This is a genomic window from Tistlia consotensis USBA 355 (assembly GCF_900177295.1).
GTDB lineage: Bacteria > Pseudomonadota > Alphaproteobacteria > Kiloniellales > DSM-21159 > Tistlia > Tistlia consotensis.
In genome coordinates this window covers 47,573-66,294 of record NZ_FWZX01000035.1, presented here as the reverse complement: position 1 = coordinate 66,294, position 18,722 = coordinate 47,573, and the positions used below count along the sequence as shown (strand labels likewise).

The window sequence follows — 18,722 nt, the reverse complement described above, 5'->3', positions numbered from 1 at the left end:
CCGTCTCGTTCCACGCAGACACCTCCGTCCAAAGCGGAGGGGTCTTCGCACGATCAGGTCAGGCTGGCCAGGAGGGGGTTAAGTGAGCGCTTACACTTCGCAAACGAGAAGTGGCCGAGGACCACCTCCTCGACGACCTCGAAGCCAGGCGCGTCCTTCACGGCGCGTCGCACCGTGTTCCAGATGCCCTGGACGTCGATACCGCTCTGGTCCTTCGGCAGGTCCCGATCGAGGCCCTTTATGTCGATCTTGAAGTCCCGGCGCAGCATTTCGAGCAGCGTCGTGTTGAAGCGCGGCTCGTCGTCGTGCGCTATCATCTTGACCCCGCTGCGCACCGATTGGCGCTGCAGGGTCACCGGAAGCAGGATCAGCGGCGCCCGGAAGCGCCGGTCGTCCTTCTCGTCGCGCTTCCAGAGCAAGAAGCCGAGCGCGAGGTAAAGCGTGTTCGAGCCGCCTTCCTGCAGTGCCGTCTGGGCCTTCCGGTAGATCTCGACTGCACGCTTGCCGAGTTCATCCTTCGGTAGGTCCACCAGAACCTGGCCCTTATGGAGCGCGTCGCGGGCATACTCTTCCGTGATCACCTCGCCAGTGCGTTGGCGGTGAATCTCACTGTCCTGGGCTTGAGCGGAAGGCTGCGGCACAGGCTCGATAGAGATCCGCGCGCCCTCCGCGAGCTTATCTTCGAGCAGTCCAGGATCCGGGCAGATGATTGTGAGGCAAGCCTTGCTCGCGCGATGGGCCAGAAGCGGGTTGCGCGCCGAGAGATCGAGGAGCTTGCGCTGCCACCGCTCCAGCCGGCCTGCCGGAGTCTCCGGAATCTCCTCTTCGGCCTCCTGGTCGAAGTCGGGAAGCGGAGGCGCCTGCTCCAGCGGCACCTCGACGGCAGCAGGCTCGGGCTCGCCATCAGGAAGGCCGGCGGCACCGTCTTTCAGCCCGAGCGGCAAGATCCTGTGCGACCTTGCACGCCGGATGTCGACGGCGGCGCCGAAGGTGCTGTCCTTCTCGGGTACCAGGGTCTCCATGGCGGTTGCTACAGCCTTGGAGAAGGGCGGCGCGGGATGAGAAGTGATACAGGTCGTCTCAAACAGGACCAGCTCTTTGAGCTGGTGGCGCTTGCGTAGGGTCTCCGCCTCGTCGATGACGATCGACGTCAGTTCCTCCGGCTGGAGCCAGGCGCCGACGACGGCGTGCCCGTGCGGCAGTGCCACGATGGGGTTCAGTCCGGCCCGTTCCAACGCCGACGCGAACAGCATCGTCGTATCGAGGCATGTCGCGACTCGGTTCTCCAGGATCTGGTTCGGCAGGCGAATCTTCTGGCCGTCGCGCTCGAAGCTCGCCGGTGGCACCGCGTAGGTGATGCCGAGGTTGGCGACCGCCGTGTAGATCGCCGAGACGACCTCCCAGACGCGCTGGCGGCTGCCTGACTTGTAGCCGTCGAGGCCGTCCGGCTTGCCGGCCTTCCTTAGCGCCAGCGAGGCATCGTGCAGCACCCGGTCGACCGCCCGGTCGTTCGGCATCGAGAAGGCCGCGAGCAATTCGGGCATGTAGCCCGCGCCACCCCACTCGTTGCGCGCCAGCAACTCGACTGTGCGGCTCTCCTCCGTAAGCACCTCGCCGGCCCGCTCCACCCGAAGCGTAACCGTACCGCGCATCGCTTCGTCGAGGCCGAGCAGGAAACCGCCTTCGACCTCCAGGTCCCTCTGCTTGACGGGCACGATCCCGCCCGGTGCGATCCTGTCGAAGCGCCAGCTCCGTGCCTTCAAGAAGGCCGGGTCCGCGCTGATCGTGACCAGCAGATCTTCGAGGCGTTCCTCAGGATCGAGGTTCTCGATCCTGAGGTCGCGAAGCACCGGAAAGGCGCTCTGATGACAAGCGAAATTAAGCTTCGCGGCAATCTGCCAGTGCACCCTGATTTTGCAGGTCTCGGCTTCGGTCGTTATCTCCCCTTCCATCGTCGCTCCCCCTTCTCTCACCTGCGATGGTGAGAGAAGGGGGAGAGTAGTGCAAGGCCGAGTAGTGGATGTAGCGCTTCTTAGTACGTGGGCTCGCCACCCCGCCTCCGCTTGGCAGTTCAAATCGGCAGTCTACCGCCCCCTACCTCCCGTGCTTCTCCCGCCAATTCGCGAAATCGGCCTTCGTCTCCTCCTTCGTCGCCGGGTAGAGCCCGACGATCGAGCGGCCGTTCAAGACCTCCTCCGTCACGAAGTCCTCGAAGGCGGTCATCTCGACGGCCTCGGCGGCCAGCTCGTCGGCGAGGTGGGCGGGCAGGACGACGACGCCCTCGTCGTCGCCGACCAGGATGTCGCCGGGGAAGACGGCGACGCCGCCGCAGGCGATCGGCAGGTCCAGGTCGATCGCCTGGTGCAGGGTCAGGTTGGTCGGCGCCGAGGGGCGCTGGTGGTAGGCCGGGATCTGGAGGCGCCCGATCTCCGGCGAATCACGGAAGCCGCCGTCGGTGACCACACCGGCGACGCCGCGCACCATCAGCCGCGAGACCAGGATCGAGCCGGCCGAGGCGGCGCGGGCGTCGCCGCGGCTGTCGATCGCCAGGACCGCGCCGGCCGGGCAGCGCTCGACCGCGGCGCGCTGCGGGTGCCCGGGGTCCTGGAAGACGGTGATCGGGTTGAGGTCCTCGCGCGCCGGGATGGTGCGCAGGGTGAAGGCCGGGCCGACCATGTTGCGGCCCTTCGGCGCGACGGGACGGACGTCCTGCAGGAACTGGTTGCGCAGGCCGCGCTTGAAGAGGGCCGTGGTCAGGGTCGCGGTCGAGACGCCGAGGAGCTTGTCGCGGGTCTCGGGGTCAAGGGGCTGGGGCTTGAGCGGGTGGTCGGTCATGGGCGATCTCCTGGTTGGCCTTTTGGTTCGTCATCCCCGCGCAGGCGGGGATCCAGGACGGCCGGTTCGGAGCCTGTGGCTCTGGATCCCCGCCTCCGCGGGGATGACGGGCAAAGGTGCGGTCCGGACAGCCACGCCCCTCGACAGGCTCGGGACGAAGCGACTGTGGGAGTTTGCCGAAAAGTCCGCTTCATCCCGAGCCTGTCGAGGGATGTGACGGCGCCGGAGGCGGGGCAGCGTTCGATCATGGCGCCCGCCCCTCCCCCTCAGAAGATGTCCGGCTCGCCGGCGCTGGCGCCGAAGCCGCTCTTCAGGAAGTCGAAGTCGCAGCCCTGGTCGGCCTGCTCGATGTGCCGGGCGAAGAGCCAGTTCCAGCCGCGGCCGACGGTCTCGGCGGGCGGCGTCCAGGCGGCGCGGCGGCGCGCCAGCTCCTCCGGCTCGACCAGCATGTCGATGGTGCGCGCCGGCACGTCGACCCGGATGCGGTCGCCGGTCCTGAGCAGCGCCAGCGGGCCGCCGACGCAGGCCTCGGGCGCCACGTGCAGCACGCAGGCGCCGTAGCTGGTGCCGCTCATCCGTGCGTCGGAGATCCGCAGCATGTCGCGCACGCCTTCTTTCACCAGCTTCTTCGGGATCGGCAGCATGCCCCATTCCGGCATGCCCGGGCCGCCGCGCGGGCCGGCGTTGCGCAGCACCAGCACGTCGTCGGCGGTGACGTCCAGGCTCTCGTCCTCGACCGCTGCCTTCATCCCGGGATAGCTGTCGAAGACCAGGGCCCGGCCCTCGTGCTGCCTCAGGTGCGGCGCGCAGGCCGAGGGCTTGATGACGCAGCCGTCGGGCGCAAGGTTGCCGCGCAGCACGGCCAGCGAGCCCTCCTGGTAGATCGGGTTCTCCAGGCTGCGGATGACGTCCTCGTCGTAGACCTCGGCGCCCTCCAGCTCCTCGCCCAGGGTGCGGCCGCTGACGGTGACGGCCGAGAGGTCGAGGCGGTCGCCGAGCCGGGCCATCAGGGCGCGCAGGCCACCGGCGTAGTAGAAATCCTCCATCAGGTAGGTCGAGCCCGAGGGCCGGATGTTGGCGATGACCGGCGTCACCCGGCTGGCGGCGTCGAGGTCGTCCAGGCCGAGCGGCACCCCGGCGCGCCGGGCCATGGCGATCAGGTGGATCACGGCGTTGGTCGAGCAGCCGGTCGCCATGGCGACGGTCACGGCGTTGCGCACCGCGCGCGCGTCGAGCACGCGGTCCGGGGTCAGGTCCTCCCAGGCCATCTCGACGGCGCGCCGCCCGACCGCCGAGGCCATGCGGATGTGGTTGGCGTCGGCCGCCGGGATCGAGCTGGCGCCCGACAGCGTCAGGCCCAGCGCCTCGGCGATCGCGGTCATGGTGCTGGCCGTGCCCATGGTCATGCAGTGGCCGTAGGAGCGCGCGATGCCGCCCTCGACGCCCTGCCACTCGGCCGCCGAGAGGTTGCCGGCGCGGCGCTCGTCCCAGTACTTCCAGGCGTCCGAGCCGCTGCCCAGGGCCTGGCCGCGGTAGTTGCCGCGCAGCATCGGCCCGGCCGGCAGGAAGATCATCGGCAGGCCGGCCGAGAGCGCGCCCATGACCAGGCCGGGCGTGGTCTTGTCGCAGCCGCCCATCAGCACGGCGGCGTCGACCGGGTGCGAGCGCAGCAGCTCCTCGGTCTCCATCGCCAGCATGTTGCGGTAGAGCATGGTCGTCGGCTTGACGAAGGACTCGCTGAGCGACAGCGCCGGCAACTCCATCGGAAAGCCGCCGGCCTGGAAGACGCCGCGCTTGACGTCCTCGACGCGGCTCTTGAAGTGGGCGTGGCAGGGCTGGGCGTCGGACCAGGTGTTGACGATCGCGACGACCGGCTTGCCGGCCCAGTCCTCCGGCGCGTAGCCCATCTGCATGGCGCGCGAACGGTGGCCGAAGGAGCGCAGGTCGTCGGGCGCGAACCAGCGCGCGCTGCGCAGCTTCCCCGGCGCCTTCCGCGCCAGGCTGTTTCGCTTGGTCTCGGCCGTCATCTCGTGCTCTTTTCGGGAATGCCACTGGGTGGTGGACAGACAAGGTAATCGATTAATATATTAGTCCTTCGCAGGCAAGCCTCGTCTCCCCGACGGGGCCCGCAACGGACCGGACCAGGATGAGCGGCAGCTCCGTCGAGACGACACAGGACGCGGCCCCGGACACGGCTCAGGACACGGCCCAGGATTCGGGCGAGGCCAGGCCGAAGCGCTGGGCCTTCCAGCGCCGCCTGCCGCTCGCCGAGCAGATCTACGCCGACCTGCGCGCGCGCATCGTCTCGCTCGAGCTGCCGCCGAACCAGAGCCTGGCGCGCGGCGAGCTGTCCGAGCACTACGGCATCAGCCAGACGCCGCTGCGCGACGCCCTGCTGAAGCTGGAGCGCGAGGGGCTGGTCGAGATCTATCCCCAGTCGCGCACCCTGGTGACGCGCATCGACACCCAGCTGGTCCGCGAGACCCAGTTCCTGCGCGCCGCGGTCGAGATCGAGATCGCCGGCCTGCTCGCCGCCGAGCCGGACAAGTCGGGCCTGGCGCCGGCCGGCGAGATGCTGGAGCGCCAGGTCGCGGCCAGCCGCAAGGGCGACTTCCAGGAGTTCATCCGGCTCGACAAGGAGTTCCACCGCCAGCTCTTCGTCGCCGCCGGCAAGCCCGGCCTGCACCAGCTGATCGACGAGCGCAGCGGCCAGCTCGACCGGGTCCGCCGCTTCCACCTGCACCTGCCCAACGAGGGCAAGATGCAGCAGGTCCTGACCGACCACGGCGAGCTGCTGAACGCCCTGCTCGCCTCCGACGTCGAGGCCGCGCGCACGGTCATGCGCCGGCATCTCTCGGGCACGCTGCGGCGGCTCGACGACCTCAAGGCCGAGTATCCCGACTACTTCTCCTGACGGCATCGGAACAGGCTCTCCAGGCGGCCGGAGCGCGGCACCCCGGCGATCAGCAGGAAGCCGGAATCGCGGTCCTGGGTGCCGGCCGGCGGAACGCGCCGCGAGGTCAGAAAGAGGGTGGCGAGGTCGCGGCCGCCGAAGGCCGGCTTGGTCGGATGGCTGACCGGCACGGCGATCCGCTCGCGCAGCCGGCCGTCCGGGGCGAAGCAGAGCAGCCGGCCGACGTCGGTCGCGGCGATCCAGTAGTTGCCCTCGGCATCGAGGGCCGCGCCGTCCGGCCGGCCGTCGGCCTCGCCGAAGCGGGCGAAGACGCGGCGCTCGCCGACGGCGCCCGACGCGAGATCGCAGTCGCAGGCCCAGACCGTGCGGACGCTGGCGTGGGAGTCGGAGAAGTAGAGCCGGCCGCGCACGCCGTCGACCGCCAGGCCGTTGGGCGTCAGCAGCCCCTCGACGACGCGGACCGGCACCAGGTCCTTGCCGATCCGGTAGATGCCGCCGAGCGGCGCACGGTTGTCGCGGTCCATGGCGCCGACCCAGAAGCGGCCGGCGGCGTCGACCGCGCCGTCGTTGAAGCGGATCGGCGCCGTCGTGTCGAGGCGGCCGCGCTCGCGGAAGCGGCCGCTGCGCCGGTCGAAGCGATAGAGCCCGGTGCCGACGCCGGCGAGCAGGTCGCCGTCGGCGAGCAGCGCCAGGCAGCCGATCGGCCCCGGCGCCGGCCAGGCGTCGGTCCGCCCGCCGTCGCCGTCGCTGGCCAGCAGCTGCGCGCCCTCGATGTCGATCCACCAGACCCGCTCCTCGGCCGCCGACCAGAGCGGCGCCTCGCCGAGCCGGGCCGGCAGGTCGGAGAAGCGCCGGAAGCCCCACCAGACCGCCATCGCCGGCTACATCAGGAGGTTCGGCAGGAACAGCACGATCTGCGGCACCAGGGCGAGCAGCGCCAGCAGGGCCAGCATCGCGACGACGAAGGGCCAGGACCAGCGCACGAACTCGGAGAAGCTGCAGTTCAGGATGCCGCAGACCGTGTACATGATGACGCCGACCGGCGGCGTGTTGCCGCCCAGGGTCACCAGGATGATCATGACCACGCCGACGTGCACGGGATCGAAGCCCAGGTGGGTCAGCGCCGGCAGCACCAGCGGCGTGATCAGCAGCACGTTGACCGTCGCCTCCATGACCATGCCGGCGACGAACAGCACGACCAGCACCATCAGCAGGGTCAGCCAGCGGTTGTCGGCGAACTCGGCGAGGAAGGCGGTGATCGCCGCCGGCGCCTGCTCGATGGTGATGGCGTGGCCCAGCACCGCGGCCATGACGATGATCAGCATGACCATGCCGATGTCGATCACCGAATGCTCCATGGCCTGCAGGAAGTTGCGCCAGGTCAGCTCGCGGTGGACGAAGACGCCGACCACCAGGGCGTAGACCACGACCACGGCGCCGGCCTCGGTCGCGGTGAAGAAGCCGTAGCGGAAGCCGACCAGCAGGAACACCGGGAAGACCAGGGCCCAGAAGCACTCGCGGAAGCTCCTGGCGACCTCGCGGGCGCGCGGCCGGCCCGGCAGGTCCGGCTTGTAGCCGCGCCGCTTGGCGACCAGCCAGGTCGTGCCGATCAGCACGACGGTCATCAGGAGGCCCGGGATCACGCCGCCGAGCAGCAGGCGGCCGATCGAGACCTCGCCGATGAAGCCGAATAGGATCAGGCCGATCGACGGCGGGATGGTCGCGGTGATCACCGAGCTGAAGGCGATGACGCAGGCGGTGAAGCCCTTGGCGTAGCCGCGCTCGACCATGGCGTCGCCGAGCAGGCGCGCCTCCATCGCGGCGTCGGCGACCGCCGAGCCGGAGATGCCGCCCATCAGCGCCGAGAGCGCGATCGCGACCTGGGCGAGGCCTCCGGTCATCCAGCCGGTCAGCAGGCGCGCGAAGGCGAGCAGCCGATGGGTGATGCCGGTCGTGTTCATCAGATTGCCGGCCAGGATGAAGAAGGGCACGGCGAGCAGCGGGAAGGACTGGGTCGCGCCGTACATCCGCTGCACGGCCACGGTCATCGGCAGGTATTGGCCGAGCAGGAAGGCCGGGATCGTCGCCAGCGCCAGGGCGAAGGCGACCGGCACGTTGATGAACAGGAAGACGAAGAACAGCAGCGCGACGACGGTCAGCATCACAGCACGTCCCGCGTCTCGACGGCCCCGGTCCCCGGCGGCACGACCGGCCTGCCGGACAGGCGCCGCAGCAGCTGCTCGGCGAGGGTGACCAGCATCAGGGCGAAGCCGACCGGCAGCGCCGCCGCGGCAAGGCCCGAGGACACGCCGGTCATCGGCAGCGGCCGCAGGCTGGAGATCTCGACGAAGAACCAGCCGTAGACGACCAGGGCCGCGAGCAGCGCGCCGACCAGCAGCAGGATCAGGACGTCGAGCACCAGCCGGGCGCGCGCCGGCAGCAGGGCGGCGAAGAGGTCGACCGAGAAGTGGCCGGCACGCTGCAGCGTCAGGTCGCCGGCGAGCAGCGACAGCCAGACGAACAGCGCCTGGGCGACCTCGTCGGACCAGATCACCGGATGGCCGGAATAGCGGCCGATCGTGCCGGCGAAGACGACCACGACGATCACCGCAAGGACGATGATCGCCACGGTCTTCTCGACCCGGCGCAGCAGCTTCAGGAAGCGGGACACCATCGGACAGGGCAACTCCCTGGCTCTGCGCCGGCGCGACGCGCGGACGGGCATGAAATGGGTGCGCGAGCGCCGCCCCGCCGGCTGGGGCCGGGCGGCAGGGCGGCGCCGGGACGGCTCAGTTGCCGAGGGTCTTGCGGACCTGGGCGATCAGGTCGGTCAGGCCGAGCTCGCCGTAGACCGGCTCGACCGCCTTGCGGAAGGGGGTCTTGTCGATCTCGGTGACCTTGACGCCGGTGGCGCGGATCTTGGCGAAGATCGCCGCGGCGCCCTCGACGTTGTGCTTGAGCGCCGAGGCGCCCCAGCGGTTGGCCTCCTCGACGACGATCTCGCGCTCGTCCTCGGGCAGCGACTTCAGCCACTCGGCGCTGACCAGCAGGCCGCTCATCAGGTAGATGTGGTCGGTCAGGGTGATGTCCTTGACGACCTCGTAGAGCTTGGCGCCCCAGATCGCCGATGGCTGCGCCTCGGCGCCCTCGATCACGCCGGTCTGGATCGAGGGATAGACCTCGGCCCAGGCGAGCGGCGTCGCGGTCGCGCCCATCGCGCCGATCGTCTTGATCCACAGCGGCTCGCCGATCGTGCGGATGCGCACGCCCTTCAGGTCGGCCGGCGTGGCGACCGGCTTCTGGGTCAAGAGCTCGCGCGCGCCCTGGTACCAGTTGAAGGACAGCAGGGTGAGCCCGCTCTTCTGCTCGAGCTTCCGGTTCCACTCGGCGAAGGTCGGCGTCTCGGAGAAGCGGACGATCTGGTCGACGTCGTCGAAGACGTAGGGTGCCACCAGCACGTTGAACTCGGGCACGTAGACCGCGACACGCGAGGCCTCGACGAAGGTGCCGACGTTCGAGCCGGCGGCCGCCTGGTCGATCATGTCCTGGGTGTCGCCGATCTGCGAGCTCGGATAGATCTGGATCTCGACGTCGCCCTTGGTGCGCGCCTCGACCGCCTTCTTCATGCCCTCGGCGGCGGCGACCAGCGGGTCGCCGGGCGCCAGCACCGTGCCGAGGCGCAGGGTATGGGACGCGGCCTCGGCCCGCGGGGCCGGGACGGAACCCGTCGCGGCGGCGACGGCAACGAGCGCGAGCAGCGCGCGCGGTACGAACCTGGGGGTCTTCATCGCTTCGTCCTCCCGAATGCCGGGGCTTTGCCGCCCCTCGCCGATCTCTCCCGGACCGTGCGGCAATTATGCACTAATATATTAGAACATCAAGACGGTTTGGCCGCGACGAGCCACGCTGCCCCGCCCTCCGGTCCGTCATCCCCGCGCAGGCAGGAATCCATAGGGCCCCCGCGGCGCGCCCCGAAAGGTGTGGTCGCTCACCGGCGTTTCACCATGGATCCCCGCCTGCGCGGGGAAGACAATTCAAGGGGACTGGCCGCCCGCGACGCAGCGGAGCGGGGGTCTACTGCGCCGTCTGCCGCTTGATCCGCCGCCACTTGGCGACGTTGCGGTTGTGCTCGGCGAGGCTGGCGGCGAAGGCGTGGCCGCCGCTGCCGTCGGCGACGAAGTAGAGGTACCTGCTGGTCGCCGGATTGAGCACCGCGGCCAGCGAGGCGCGGCCCGGATTGGCGATCGGGCCAGGCGGCAGGCCCTTGTTGCGGTAGGTGTTGTAGGGGCTGTCGACCTGCCAGTCGGCCCGGGTCAGGGCGCGGCCGAGCGGTCCCTTGCCGTCGGTCAGGGCGTAGACCACCGTCGGGTCCGACTGCAGCGGCATGCCCTTCTCGAGCCGGTTGATGAAGACGCTGGCGACCAGCGGCCGCTCGCCGGCCACCCCGGTCTCCTTCTCGACGATCGAGGCCAGCACCACCGCCTCTTCCGGAGTCTTGAACGGCAGCCCTTCCGCACGCTGCGGCCAGAGCGCCTCGAGCTCCTTGTCGAAGCCGGCCCGCATGCGCTCGATCAGGCTCTCGCGGCTGTCGCCCCAGTGGTAGTGGTAGGTCTCGGGCAGCAGGCTGCCCTCGGGCGGCACCGTCTCGATCTCGCCGGTCAGGCCCTCGGCCTGGGAGAGCAGCGCGACGATCTCCTCGGAGGTCAGGCCTTCGGGGATCGTCAGGCGGTGCACCACCGTCTTGCCGGACTCGAGCAGGTCCAGGGTGCCCTTGAGCGAGATGCCGGCCGGAAAGGCGTACTCGCCGGCCTGCAGGTGGCGGGCCTGGTCGGTCGCCTTCGCGGCGATGCGGAAGTAGTCGGCGTTCGCGATCACGCCCGCCGCCTCGAGCTCGCGTGCGATCGACTCGAGACCGCTGCCCGGGCGGATCACCACCCGGGTCTCCTGGGCCAGCGGACCCGGCCGGCCGTACTGCTGCAGGGCCCAGCGGTAGCCGCCGTAGAGGCCGACCCCCGCCAGTGCCAGCAGCACCAGCAGGATGGTCAGGGCGCGACGCACGGTCCGGGCGGCCGCGCCGCTACTCGACCGCGGCCAGCACCAGACTGGCGTTGGTACCGCCGAAGCCGAAGGAGTTGGACAGCGCCCGGCGCACGCTGCGCTGCTGGGCCTGGTGCGGCACCAGGTCGACGCCGTCGGCGCCGGCACAGGGGTCTTCCAGGTTCAGCGTCGGCGGCACCACCGAGTCGCGGATCGCCAGGGTGCAGAAGATCGCCTCGACCGCCCCCGCGGCGCCGAGCAGGTGACCGATCGCCGACTTGGTCGAGGACATCGCGAGACCCGAGACGTCGTCGCCGAACAGGCGGCGCACGGCGCTCAGCTCGATCTCGTCGCCGACCGGCGTCGAGGTGCCGTGGGCGTTGATATAGTCGATGTCCGAGGGCGCGAGGCCGGCCCGCTTCAGGGCGGCGCCCATGGCGCGGAAGCCGCCGTTGCCGTCTTCAGGCGGCGCCGTGATGTGGTGCGCGTCGCCCGACAGCCCGTAGCCGACGATCTCGGCATAGATCGTGGCACCGCGCTTCCTGGCGTGCTCGTACTCCTCGAGCACGACGGCGCCGGCGCCCTCGCCCATGACGAAGCCGTCACGGCCGCGGTCCCAAGGCCGCGAGGCCTTCTGGGGCGTGTCGTTGTAGGAGGTCGAGAGCGCGCGCGAGGCGCTGAAGCCGGCGATGCCGATGCGGCCGACCGCCGCCTCGGCGCCGCCGGCGACCATCACGTCGGCGTCGTCCCACTGGATCAGCCGGGCCGCGTCGCCGATCGCGTGGGCGCCGGTCGAGCAGGCCGTGACCACGGCGTGGTTCGGGCCGCGGAAGCCGTACTTGATCGAGACCTGGCCGGACAGCAGGTTGATCAGCGCCGCCGGGATGAAGAACGGCGAGAGGCGCCGCGGTCCGCGCTCGTGGACCGTGACCGCACCCTCGCAGATCGTCTCCAGGCCGCCGATGCCGGAGCCCATGAGCACGCCGGTGCGATCCAGCGACTCCTCGTCCGTCGGCGTCCAGCCGGCATTCTCGATCGCCTGCTGCGCCGCGGCCATGCCGTAGACGATGAAGCGGTCGACCTTGCGCTGGTCCTTGGTCGAGACCCAGTCGTTGGCGTTGAACCCGCCGTCGGCGGTCTCGCCCTGGGGCGGCTGGCCGGCGATCTTCGACGGCAGATCCGACACGTCGAAGTTCTGGATCGCGCGGATGCCCGACTCGCCGGCCAACAGGCGCTGCCAGGTCTGCTCGACTCCGGTAGCGAGAGGCGTGACGAGGCCGAGGCCGGTTACGACAACACGTCTCATATGATCACTGCGTCCGAGGCCGGGCGACTGCCCGGATTCCTCAGGAGGCGTCCTGAATGAAATCGATCGCGTCCTTCACGGTCGTGATCTTCTCGGCCACGTCGTCCGGGATCTCGCAGCCGAACTCCTCCTCGAAGGCCATCACCAGCTCGACGGTGTCCAGGCTGTCCGCGCCGAGGTCGTCGATGAACTTCGCATCGTCGGTCACCTTGGCCTCGTCGACGCCGAGGTGCTCCACCACGATCTTCTTAACGCGCTCCGCCACATCGCTCATGGTCGTTCGATCCTTCGCACTTGTTCTTGAAAGGCAAACCGGTTCTTCGCTGCGAACGGCCTGGAGCGTCGAGACGCCACGAGCCGAGGGGCGGCGCAGGCCGGGCCGTCGAAAGGCGCCGCCTCATATCATAGGACTGTCACCTTGCCAACGTCACCTGCCCCCGCTTCCCGGGTTTTCCGCCGCCCGGCGGGAAAACCGCCTATACCATGGCCATTCCGCCGTTTACGTGCAAGGTCTGCCCGGTGACGTAGGCGGCCTCCTCGGCCGCGAGGTAGACGCAGGCCGCCGCGACGTCCGCGGGCGTGCCGAGCCGGCCGGCCGGCACCGCGGCCAGCAGCTTCTCGTGCTGCTTCTCGTCGAGCTTGTCGGTCATCGCCGTCTCGATGAAGCCGGGCGCCACGCAGTTGACCGTGATGCCGCGCGAGGCGACCTCGGCGGCGAGCGACTTCGACATGCCGATCATGCCGGCCTTGGAGGCAGCGTAGTTGGCCTGGCCCGGATTGCCGGTGACGCCGACGATCGAGGTGATGCCGATGATCCGGCCCCAGCGCCGCTTCATCATGCCCTTGAGCGCGGCGCGCGACAGGCGGAAGGCGGCGGTCAGGTTGACCTCCAGCACCTTGGCCCAGTCCTCGTCCTTCATGCGCAGGGCCAGGGTGTCGCGGGTCAGGCCGGCGTTGTTGACCAGGATGTCGAGGCTGCCGAGCGCCGCCTCGACCTGGCCGGGCAGCGCCGCCGTCGCCTCGGCATCCTCGAGGCTGCAGGGCAGCACCGCGGTGCGCCCGCCGAGCTCGGCCGCGACCGCCTCCAGGGCCTCGCGCCGCGTGCCCGACAGCGCGACGGCGGCGCCCTGGGCGTGCAGCGCCCGGGCGATCGCGCCGCCGATGCCGCCGGAGGCGCCGGTGACCAGGGCCGTCTTGCCCGTCAGATCGAACATGCTCGTTGCTCCCCTTCGGCAGGCCCCGTCCGCGGGGCCTTCGGTTTCACTGGGTCGAGGGCCTCACTGGCCCTTCAGGAAGGCCTCGACCTCGGCCGGCGTGCCGATCGCCTCGGCGGCCAGCTCGCGGTCGATGCGCTTGGCCAGGCCGGTCAGCACCTTGCCGGCGCCGGCCTCGACCAGGCGCTCGACGCCGAGCGCGCGCAGCGCCGCGACGCTCTCGCGCCAGCGCACCAGCCCGGTGACCTGCTCGACCAGCAGCCGCCGGATCGTCGTCGGGTCGCTCTGCGGCGAGGCCGTGACGTTGCTGATCAGCGGCACGACCGGCGACGCCAGGGTGACCTCGGCCAGCGCCTCGGCCATCTCGTCGGCGGCCGGCTGCATCAGCGCGCAGTGGAAGGGCGCGGAGACCGGCAGGATGATCGCGCGCCGCGCGCCCTTCTCGGCGGCCAGCGCGACGGCCCGCTCGACCGCGGCCTTGTGGCCGGAGACGACGACCTGCCCCGGTGCGTTGTCGTTGGCCGGCTGGCAGACCTGCGTCTCGCCGGACTCGGGATCGACGCGGGCCGCCTCGGCGACCTCGCGCGCGCCCTCCAGCTCGAGGCCGAGCAGCGCCGCCATGGCGCCCTCGCCGACCGGCACGGCGCGCTGCATGGCGCGGCCGCGGCGCTTGAGCAGGCGCGCGGCGTCGGCGAGATCCAGGCAGCGCGCGGCGCAGAGCGCGGAGTACTCGCCCAGGGAGTGGCCGGCGACGAAGGCGGCGCGCTCCGACAGCTCGAACCCGCCCTCGCGCTCCAGCACGCGCACGACGGCGAGGCTGACCGCCATCAGCGCCGGCTGGGCGTTCTCGGTCAGGGTGAGCTCGCTCTCCGGGCCCTCGAACATCAGCTTCGAGAGCTTCTGCGACAGTGCGTCGTCGACCTCCTCGAAGACCAGGCGCGCGGCCGGAAAGGCCTCGGCCAGCGCCTGGCCCATGCCGACGGCCTGGCTGCCCTGGCCCGGAAACACGAAGGCCCGCATCTCGCTCGCTCCTCCCCCTGGAATCGACGGCCCCGGAATCGACGACTGCGGGGCCGATGGCTTCTTGCCGCCGGAGCCCGCGCTCCCTATCGCTTCGGGGCGGCCCGGCAGGCGCCCAGGGATAGCAGTGACAGGCTAGGTGTCAAGGAAGCGCGGCTAAGGCGGATCGGGCGAGCAGCAAGTATGGCAGGTACATGCGACGCTGAGCAGATCGAGCTATTGAGACGATCCCGCGTCGTTGCCTGCGCCCCTACACACTCATAGATCGTATTGCGGCGCCGAAAAAATACTCTTGAGTTAACATTCTCGAAAGCCCAGTGTGCCAATATGGTGGAGCAGTTCCGCTTTGACATAACCATTCCGTGTAGCTAGGACGGCTCTTGGGGGGACCAAAGAGCCCGACATGGATGAAGCTGGACTGCTGGAACGGCTGGGTGATGCGCTCGTTCATGCTGTGGAGCGAGCGGCCGACCAAGAACCGTTGGGCACCGTCGGAATCTTGTGCCTGACGACAATCGTCTTAGTTCTAGGTCTGAGCTGGCTGAAACAGGTCCACGAACGCAAATCTTTGGAACTGGAGACACGGAAGCTCGTGGAAACCATCGCGGCGGCGCAAGGGCTGCCATTCACAGGACGCACGCCGCGCGAGTCTAAACAGATAGGCAGTGCATCGCCATCTGTGGGGAGCGAAGGGTCGAGATAGGAGCGAAGCCATGCTTCTGGGATTCTCTATAGCGACCTTGCTGGCTCTTGCCTTCATCTTCGCGATCCTTCTGTTGCGAGAGAGGGCGAAAGTGAGGCGGTGGAGGGAGTCGCAGCGCTACTGGAAGGAATTTGCGCAACGGGCTGTGGAAATTCGGGAGGATCCTGACGCGCCTGAGAAGGCCAGAGAGATCGCCAACATCCTCCTCGCGGTCGCCGCGTCGCCCGAGTTCGTCAGAGAGTGTGGCAGAGGTATCGGTCGGGCGCGTTTTGGTCGGTCTGCAGCAGACCCTCGTATGTTCAAGAGGTCGCTTGAAAGGGACCTTGGCACGCGATACGCCACGAAGATGCAGGACATGATAAGGCCTCTTGCCCGCGCCCTAATCACGGTTAGCGTAGACAACGTGTCCGTACGGATCGTGATGGCTCGGGACCAGAGAAAGCGTGACGATAAGGCGCTTCGCAATGATGTTGGACGACGCCTGATCGTTAGAGCTTCTCAGCAGGGTCCGAACTGGTTCAATGACGCACATGCCGCTTAGGTAGCCGGGTAGGCCCCCTCCCCCGCGACTCCACTTGCATCGCCAACGCCCCTGTGTATAGTCCCGCGCCTTGGCTGCCGGGGTACGCTCGGCGGCCTCTCCTTGCCGTGCCCCGCAGGAAGAGACAATCCGACGGGTACGGCTGAGGGCCGACCGGCCTCGAGGTCCCGCCGACGCGGGACCGGGCTCCGGCCCGCGAACCCGAAGGGAGCTTAAGGGCCGATGGCCTTCTACGAGAGCATTTGGATTGCCCGCCAGGACATCTCGACCCAGCAGGTCGAGGAGCTGGCCGGTCAGCTGTCCCAGATCCTGACGGACCAGGGCGGCCAGGTCGCCAGCCAGGAATACTGGGGCCTCAAGAACCTCGCCTACCGGATCAAGAAGAACCGGAAGGGCCACTACGTGCTGTTCAACCTGGATGCGCCGGCCGAGGCGGTCCAGGAGTACGAGCGCGTCATGCGCCTCAACGAGGACGTCGTGCGCTACCTGACGGTGCGCGTGCCCGAGCTGGCCAGCGAGCCCTCGGCGATGCTGCGCGATCGCGGCGAGCGCGACCGCGGCGGCCGCGGCGGCCGGGGCGGCGGACGCTACGGCGACCGCGACCGCGGCGACCGTCCGGACCGCGGCGACCGGGGCGACCGGGGCGGTGATCGTGGTGGAGACCGGGGCGAGCGTGGCCCGCGTCGGGAAGGAGGCGAATAATGAGCGTCGAGATCGTCAGCCGCGGCGGCACGCCGCGCCGGCCGTTCTTCCGTCGTCGGAAGTCCTGCCCCTTCTCCGGCCCGAACGCGCCGAAGATCGACTTCAAGGACATCCGCCTGCTGCAGCGCTTCGTCTCGGAGCGCGGCAAGATCGTGCCGAGCCGCATCACCGCGGTGTCGGCGAAGAAGCAGCGTGAGCTGGCCCGCGCCATCAAGCGCGCCCGCTTCCTCGCCCTGCTGCCCTACACGATGAACTGAGCGGAGAGGACCAGACCATGGCAGTCGAAGTCATCCTGCTCGAGCGCATCGAGAACCTGGGCCAGATGGGCGACGTCGTGAAGGTCCGCCCGGGCTTCGCGCGCAACTACCTGCTGCCCAAGCAGAAGGCGCTGCGCGCGAACAAGGCGAACCGCGAGCTGTTCGAGACCCAGCGCGCCCAGCTCGAGGCCGAGAACCTGGAGCGCCGCCAGGAGGCCGAGCAGGTCTCCGGCAAGATCGAGGGCCTGCAGGTCACGGTGATCCGCCAGGCCGGCGACAACGGCCAGCTCTACGGCTCGGTCAACGCCCGCGACGTCGCCGAGGCGGTGACCGGGGGCGGCGCCACGATCGGGCGCGGCCAGGTCGTGCTGGAGAAGCCGATCAAGACGCTCGGCCTGCACCCGGTGCGCATCCGGCTGCATCCCGAGGTCTCGGTGTCGGTGACGGTCAACGTCGCCCGTTCCGAGGCGGAAGCGGAGCTGCAGGCCAAGGCCGGCCGCTTCGTCTCCTCCGACGAGCAGCAGGCCGCCGAGGAGGCCGCCGAGGCCGAGCTGGAGGCTGCGGCCCTGGCCGCGGAGGAGGCCGAAGCGGCTGCCGAGGCCGAGGCCGCGACCGAGGCGGAAGACGAGACGGCCTGACGGCCGGCGCGCCTCCGCCGACACGGCAAGACGAACGAGACGGCGGCCCGGTCACCCGGGCCGCCGTTTCCTTTTGCGGAAAGCTCAGCTCGCCTTCGCCGCGAGGTCGAAGCCGTTGTCGATGCCGGCGACCGGGGTCAGCGTGCCGGCCTGCAGGCTGGCCTGGGTCAGCGCCGAGAGCGGGAGCGGCTGCCAGTCGCCCCTGGCGCGGATCTCCAGGCCCTGGAAGCGGCAGGGCGCGGCGGCCGTGCCGAGCAGCGGCACCTCCAGATAGGGCACCAGCCCGCCGAAGCCGACGGTCAGGCCCGCGACACCGGTCCAGGCGCTGTTCTGCTGGTAGGCGATCTCGCTGCCGTCGAAGCGCAGCACCCAGGTGCCCGATCCGGGCGTCAGCACGGCCTCGTAGAGATGGTTGCCGGCGCCCGGCGGCCGCAGCCACTGCTCGCTGTGCGAGAAGGCGCCGCCGAAGGCCGAGCGCAGGCGCAGCCAGAGGAAGCTGCCGGCCAGCGCGCCGGCGCGCTGTGCATAGCCGAACCCCAGGCTGAGCGGCGAGTCGCCGCCGCCGTTGACGATCAGGGCGGCGGCCGAGAAGGGCTGTCCGCCCTCCGGCAGCGTCACGGAACGAGTCGTGTTCACAGCACGAACACCGACCAGCCCGGCGGTCGCGCCGGCCTGGCTGTAGCCGCAGAAATAGACCACCTCACCGGCCTCCGGGCACAGTACGGCTTAACGCCTAGGACGCGGGACAGGGCGAATTGTGATGGGAAAATTCACTCCCTGTTTTCGATTCCTTCCCGCCCCCTGCGCCCGGGGCGACGCAGGAGAACGGCGGCCGCCGGCCCGGCTAGCTCTTCTTGGTGCCGCCGGAGGCCGCCGCGCTGATGGTGAAGCTGTCGGCGAAGCTGCCGACCGTGCCCAGGGTCCCGACCGCCGTCTCGCTGGTCCAGACGACCGAGCCGACGCCGCTGCCGTCGCCGCCCGCGAAGTTCAGGTCCTGCAGCTGGCCGCCGACCTCGAGCTGCGCGGCCTCGACCTCGACGGCATTGGCGCTGGTGCCGAGCACCGGCACCTCGCTGACCGAGACCTCGGCCAGGAAGGCCGGCACCAGCTGGCGCGTCGAGGGCTTGCCGGCCGGATCCTTCCAGGCGTCGGCCTGCAGCGTGCCGACGCGCATGGCGTCGACCTGCAGGCTCCAGGCGCCGGCCTCGGGGTCGTAGGCCGCGGCGTAGGAATGGAACTCCTTGTCGCTGCCGGGCTGCCCCAGCATGCGCAGGCTGCGCTGGTTGCCGACCAGCATCTCGGCGAACAGGAAGGCGGTCGGATCCATCTGGGCGTTGAGGCGGAACAGGCCATAGCCGAGGCGCACGCGGAGCAGCTGGCTGGCCGCGGTGTCCTGGACCTGCAGGGCGACGATCGAGGAGAGGTTGCCGCCGGTCGGGAAGGCTCCGGCCGCGTCGCTCGTCTGGGTCTGCAGATAGGCCTGGATGCCGCCCAGGCCGTCGACGGCGTTGCTCGCGAGGTATCCGCAGATGTAGCCCATGGTCGCCGCCTGCCC

At 69.9% G+C, this 18,722-nt stretch carries 20 protein-coding genes; 6 read left to right on the top strand and 14 right to left on the bottom strand.

What is annotated here, in order from left to right:
* Positions 1 to 53 precede the first annotated feature (53 nt).
* The 3 genes from B9O00_RS27695 to araD all read right to left on the bottom strand — a co-directional run bounded on the left by B9O00_RS27695 (position 54) and on the right by araD (position 4,862).
* Positions 54 to 1,952, bottom strand: coding sequence for a DUF4011 domain-containing protein (locus tag B9O00_RS27695; protein ID WP_085125967.1), 1,899 nt, complete (start codon positions 1,950 to 1,952; stop codon positions 54 to 56).
* Between the two features lie 142 nt (positions 1,953 to 2,094).
* Positions 2,095 to 2,835 carry a ribonuclease activity regulator RraA gene (locus tag B9O00_RS27690; protein ID WP_085125966.1) on the bottom strand — a complete coding sequence of 247 codons (741 nt, stop codon included), beginning with the start codon at positions 2,833 to 2,835 and terminating at the stop codon, positions 2,095 to 2,097.
* A 266-nt stretch (positions 2,836 to 3,101) separates the two neighbouring features.
* Positions 3,102 to 4,862, bottom strand: coding sequence for an L-arabinonate dehydratase (gene araD, locus B9O00_RS27685; RefSeq protein WP_085125965.1), 1,761 nt, complete (start codon positions 4,860 to 4,862; stop codon positions 3,102 to 3,104).
* Between the two features lie 119 nt (positions 4,863 to 4,981).
* Here araD and B9O00_RS27680 point away from each other — a divergent pair, with 119 nt between their 5' ends.
* Complete coding sequence (locus B9O00_RS27680) at positions 4,982 to 5,749, top strand: GntR family transcriptional regulator (RefSeq protein ID WP_085125964.1); 768 nt, start codon at positions 4,982 to 4,984, stop codon at positions 5,747 to 5,749.
* On the opposite strand, the gene B9O00_RS27675 is transcribed toward B9O00_RS27680, so the two are convergent.
* The 9 genes from B9O00_RS27675 to fabD form a co-directional block, all read right to left on the bottom strand.
* Positions 5,737 to 6,624, bottom strand: coding sequence for an SMP-30/gluconolactonase/LRE family protein (locus tag B9O00_RS27675; protein WP_085125963.1), 888 nt, complete (start codon positions 6,622 to 6,624; stop codon positions 5,737 to 5,739). The two genes, B9O00_RS27680 and B9O00_RS27675, sit on opposite strands and share 13 nt — an antisense overlap.
* Before the next feature lie 6 nt (positions 6,625 to 6,630).
* On the bottom strand, positions 6,631 to 7,911 hold the full coding sequence (locus tag B9O00_RS27670) for a TRAP transporter large permease (protein ID WP_085125962.1): 1,281 nt from the start codon (positions 7,909 to 7,911) through the stop codon (positions 6,631 to 6,633).
* Positions 7,911 to 8,423, bottom strand: coding sequence for a TRAP transporter small permease (locus B9O00_RS27665; protein WP_159460349.1), 513 nt, complete (start codon positions 8,421 to 8,423; stop codon positions 7,911 to 7,913). Before B9O00_RS27665 ends, B9O00_RS27670 begins: the two co-directional genes overlap by 1 nt.
* 115 nt (positions 8,424 to 8,538) lie before the next feature.
* A complete protein-coding gene (locus tag B9O00_RS27660) occupies positions 8,539 to 9,537 on the bottom strand; it encodes a C4-dicarboxylate TRAP transporter substrate-binding protein (protein WP_085125960.1) in 999 nt (332 codons plus the stop codon).
* 286 nt (positions 9,538 to 9,823) lie between these two features.
* Positions 9,824 to 10,807, bottom strand: coding sequence for an endolytic transglycosylase MltG (gene mltG / locus B9O00_RS27655; RefSeq protein WP_085125959.1), 984 nt, complete (start codon positions 10,805 to 10,807; stop codon positions 9,824 to 9,826).
* A gap of 19 nt (positions 10,808 to 10,826) precedes the next feature.
* Positions 10,827 to 12,092: a beta-ketoacyl-ACP synthase II gene (gene fabF / locus B9O00_RS27650; RefSeq protein ID WP_085125958.1), complete on the bottom strand. Its 1,266-nt coding sequence runs from the start codon at positions 12,090 to 12,092 to the stop codon at positions 10,827 to 10,829.
* Between the two features lie 40 nt (positions 12,093 to 12,132).
* The gene (locus B9O00_RS27645) at positions 12,133 to 12,366 is read right to left on the bottom strand and encodes an acyl carrier protein (protein WP_085125957.1); all 234 of its coding nucleotides are present in this window, start codon (positions 12,364 to 12,366) and stop codon (positions 12,133 to 12,135) included.
* A 202-nt stretch (positions 12,367 to 12,568) separates the two neighbouring features.
* On the bottom strand, positions 12,569 to 13,306 hold the full coding sequence (gene fabG, locus B9O00_RS27640) for a 3-oxoacyl-[acyl-carrier-protein] reductase (RefSeq protein WP_085125956.1): 738 nt from the start codon (positions 13,304 to 13,306) through the stop codon (positions 12,569 to 12,571).
* A gap of 63 nt (positions 13,307 to 13,369) precedes the next feature.
* Positions 13,370 to 14,326 (bottom strand): ACP S-malonyltransferase, encoded by a 957-nt coding sequence (gene fabD, locus B9O00_RS27635; protein WP_085125955.1) that lies wholly within the window; start codon positions 14,324 to 14,326, stop codon positions 13,370 to 13,372.
* A 403-nt stretch (positions 14,327 to 14,729) separates the two neighbouring features.
* Here fabD and B9O00_RS32750 point away from each other — a divergent pair, with 403 nt between their 5' ends.
* The 5 genes from B9O00_RS32750 (at position 14,730) to rplI (ending at position 17,167) form a co-directional block, all read left to right on the top strand.
* Entirely contained in the window at positions 14,730 to 15,029 is a 300-nt protein-coding gene (locus B9O00_RS32750) for a hypothetical protein (protein WP_143596369.1), read from the top strand.
* Between the two features lie 10 nt (positions 15,030 to 15,039).
* Positions 15,040 to 15,570, top strand: coding sequence for a hypothetical protein (locus B9O00_RS32745; RefSeq protein WP_143596368.1), 531 nt, complete (start codon positions 15,040 to 15,042; stop codon positions 15,568 to 15,570).
* Between the two features lie 222 nt (positions 15,571 to 15,792).
* Complete coding sequence (rpsF, locus tag B9O00_RS27630) at positions 15,793 to 16,272, top strand: 30S ribosomal protein S6 (protein ID WP_085125954.1); 480 nt, start codon at positions 15,793 to 15,795, stop codon at positions 16,270 to 16,272.
* Entirely contained in the window at positions 16,272 to 16,529 is a 258-nt protein-coding gene (rpsR, locus tag B9O00_RS27625) for a 30S ribosomal protein S18 (RefSeq protein WP_085125953.1), read from the top strand. The genes rpsF and rpsR overlap by 1 nt, the downstream gene beginning before the upstream one ends.
* A 17-nt stretch (positions 16,530 to 16,546) precedes the next feature.
* A complete protein-coding gene (rplI, locus tag B9O00_RS27620) occupies positions 16,547 to 17,167 on the top strand; it encodes a 50S ribosomal protein L9 (protein WP_085125952.1) in 621 nt (206 codons plus the stop codon).
* Between the two features lie 84 nt (positions 17,168 to 17,251).
* Here the strand turns inward: rplI and B9O00_RS27615 are convergent, their stop codons facing one another.
* Together B9O00_RS27615 and B9O00_RS27610 are read right to left on the bottom strand one after the other, a co-directional pair.
* Complete coding sequence (locus tag B9O00_RS27615; protein ID WP_085125951.1) at positions 17,252 to 17,866, bottom strand: hypothetical protein; 615 nt, start codon at positions 17,864 to 17,866, stop codon at positions 17,252 to 17,254.
* Between the two features lie 145 nt (positions 17,867 to 18,011).
* Entirely contained in the window at positions 18,012 to 18,707 is a 696-nt protein-coding gene (locus B9O00_RS27610; protein WP_085125950.1) for a hypothetical protein, read from the bottom strand.
* Positions 18,708 to 18,722: the final 15 nt, after the last annotated feature.

Excerpts from the sequence above, each read along its gene's own strand:
- B9O00_RS27695 (WP_085125967.1), bottom strand. The coding sequence starts at position 1,952 with ATGGAAGGGGAGATAACGACCGAAGCCGAGACCTGCAAAATCAGGGTG.
- B9O00_RS27675 (WP_085125963.1), bottom strand. The coding sequence starts at position 6,624 with ATGGCGGTCTGGTGGGGCTTCCGGCGCTTCTCCGACCTGCCGGCCCGG.
- B9O00_RS27660 (WP_085125960.1), bottom strand. The coding sequence starts at position 9,537 with ATGAAGACCCCCAGGTTCGTACCGCGCGCGCTGCTCGCGCTCGTTGCC.
- B9O00_RS27670 (WP_085125962.1), bottom strand. The coding sequence starts at position 7,911 with ATGCTGACCGTCGTCGCGCTGCTGTTCTTCGTCTTCCTGTTCATCAAC.
- rplI (WP_085125952.1), top strand. The coding sequence starts at position 16,547 with ATGGCAGTCGAAGTCATCCTGCTCGAGCGCATCGAGAACCTGGGCCAG.
- B9O00_RS27665 (WP_159460349.1), bottom strand. The coding sequence starts at position 8,423 with ATGGTGTCCCGCTTCCTGAAGCTGCTGCGCCGGGTCGAGAAGACCGTG.
- B9O00_RS27690 (WP_085125966.1), bottom strand. The coding sequence starts at position 2,835 with ATGACCGACCACCCGCTCAAGCCCCAGCCCCTTGACCCCGAGACCCGC.
- B9O00_RS27645 (WP_085125957.1), bottom strand. The coding sequence starts at position 12,366 with ATGAGCGATGTGGCGGAGCGCGTTAAGAAGATCGTGGTGGAGCACCTC.
- fabD (WP_085125955.1), bottom strand. The coding sequence starts at position 14,326 with ATGCGGGCCTTCGTGTTTCCGGGCCAGGGCAGCCAGGCCGTCGGCATG.
- rpsR (WP_085125953.1), top strand. The coding sequence starts at position 16,272 with ATGAGCGTCGAGATCGTCAGCCGCGGCGGCACGCCGCGCCGGCCGTTC.
- B9O00_RS32745 (WP_143596368.1), top strand. The coding sequence starts at position 15,040 with ATGCTTCTGGGATTCTCTATAGCGACCTTGCTGGCTCTTGCCTTCATC.
- rpsF (WP_085125954.1), top strand. The coding sequence starts at position 15,793 with ATGGCCTTCTACGAGAGCATTTGGATTGCCCGCCAGGACATCTCGACC.
- fabF (WP_085125958.1), bottom strand. The coding sequence starts at position 12,092 with ATGAGACGTGTTGTCGTAACCGGCCTCGGCCTCGTCACGCCTCTCGCT.
- araD (WP_085125965.1), bottom strand. The coding sequence starts at position 4,862 with ATGACGGCCGAGACCAAGCGAAACAGCCTGGCGCGGAAGGCGCCGGGG.
- B9O00_RS27680 (WP_085125964.1), top strand. The coding sequence starts at position 4,982 with ATGAGCGGCAGCTCCGTCGAGACGACACAGGACGCGGCCCCGGACACG.
- B9O00_RS32750 (WP_143596369.1), top strand. The coding sequence starts at position 14,730 with ATGGATGAAGCTGGACTGCTGGAACGGCTGGGTGATGCGCTCGTTCAT.
- fabG (WP_085125956.1), bottom strand. The coding sequence starts at position 13,306 with ATGTTCGATCTGACGGGCAAGACGGCCCTGGTCACCGGCGCCTCCGGC.
- B9O00_RS27610 (WP_085125950.1), bottom strand. The coding sequence starts at position 18,707 with ATGGGCTACATCTGCGGATACCTCGCGAGCAACGCCGTCGACGGCCTG.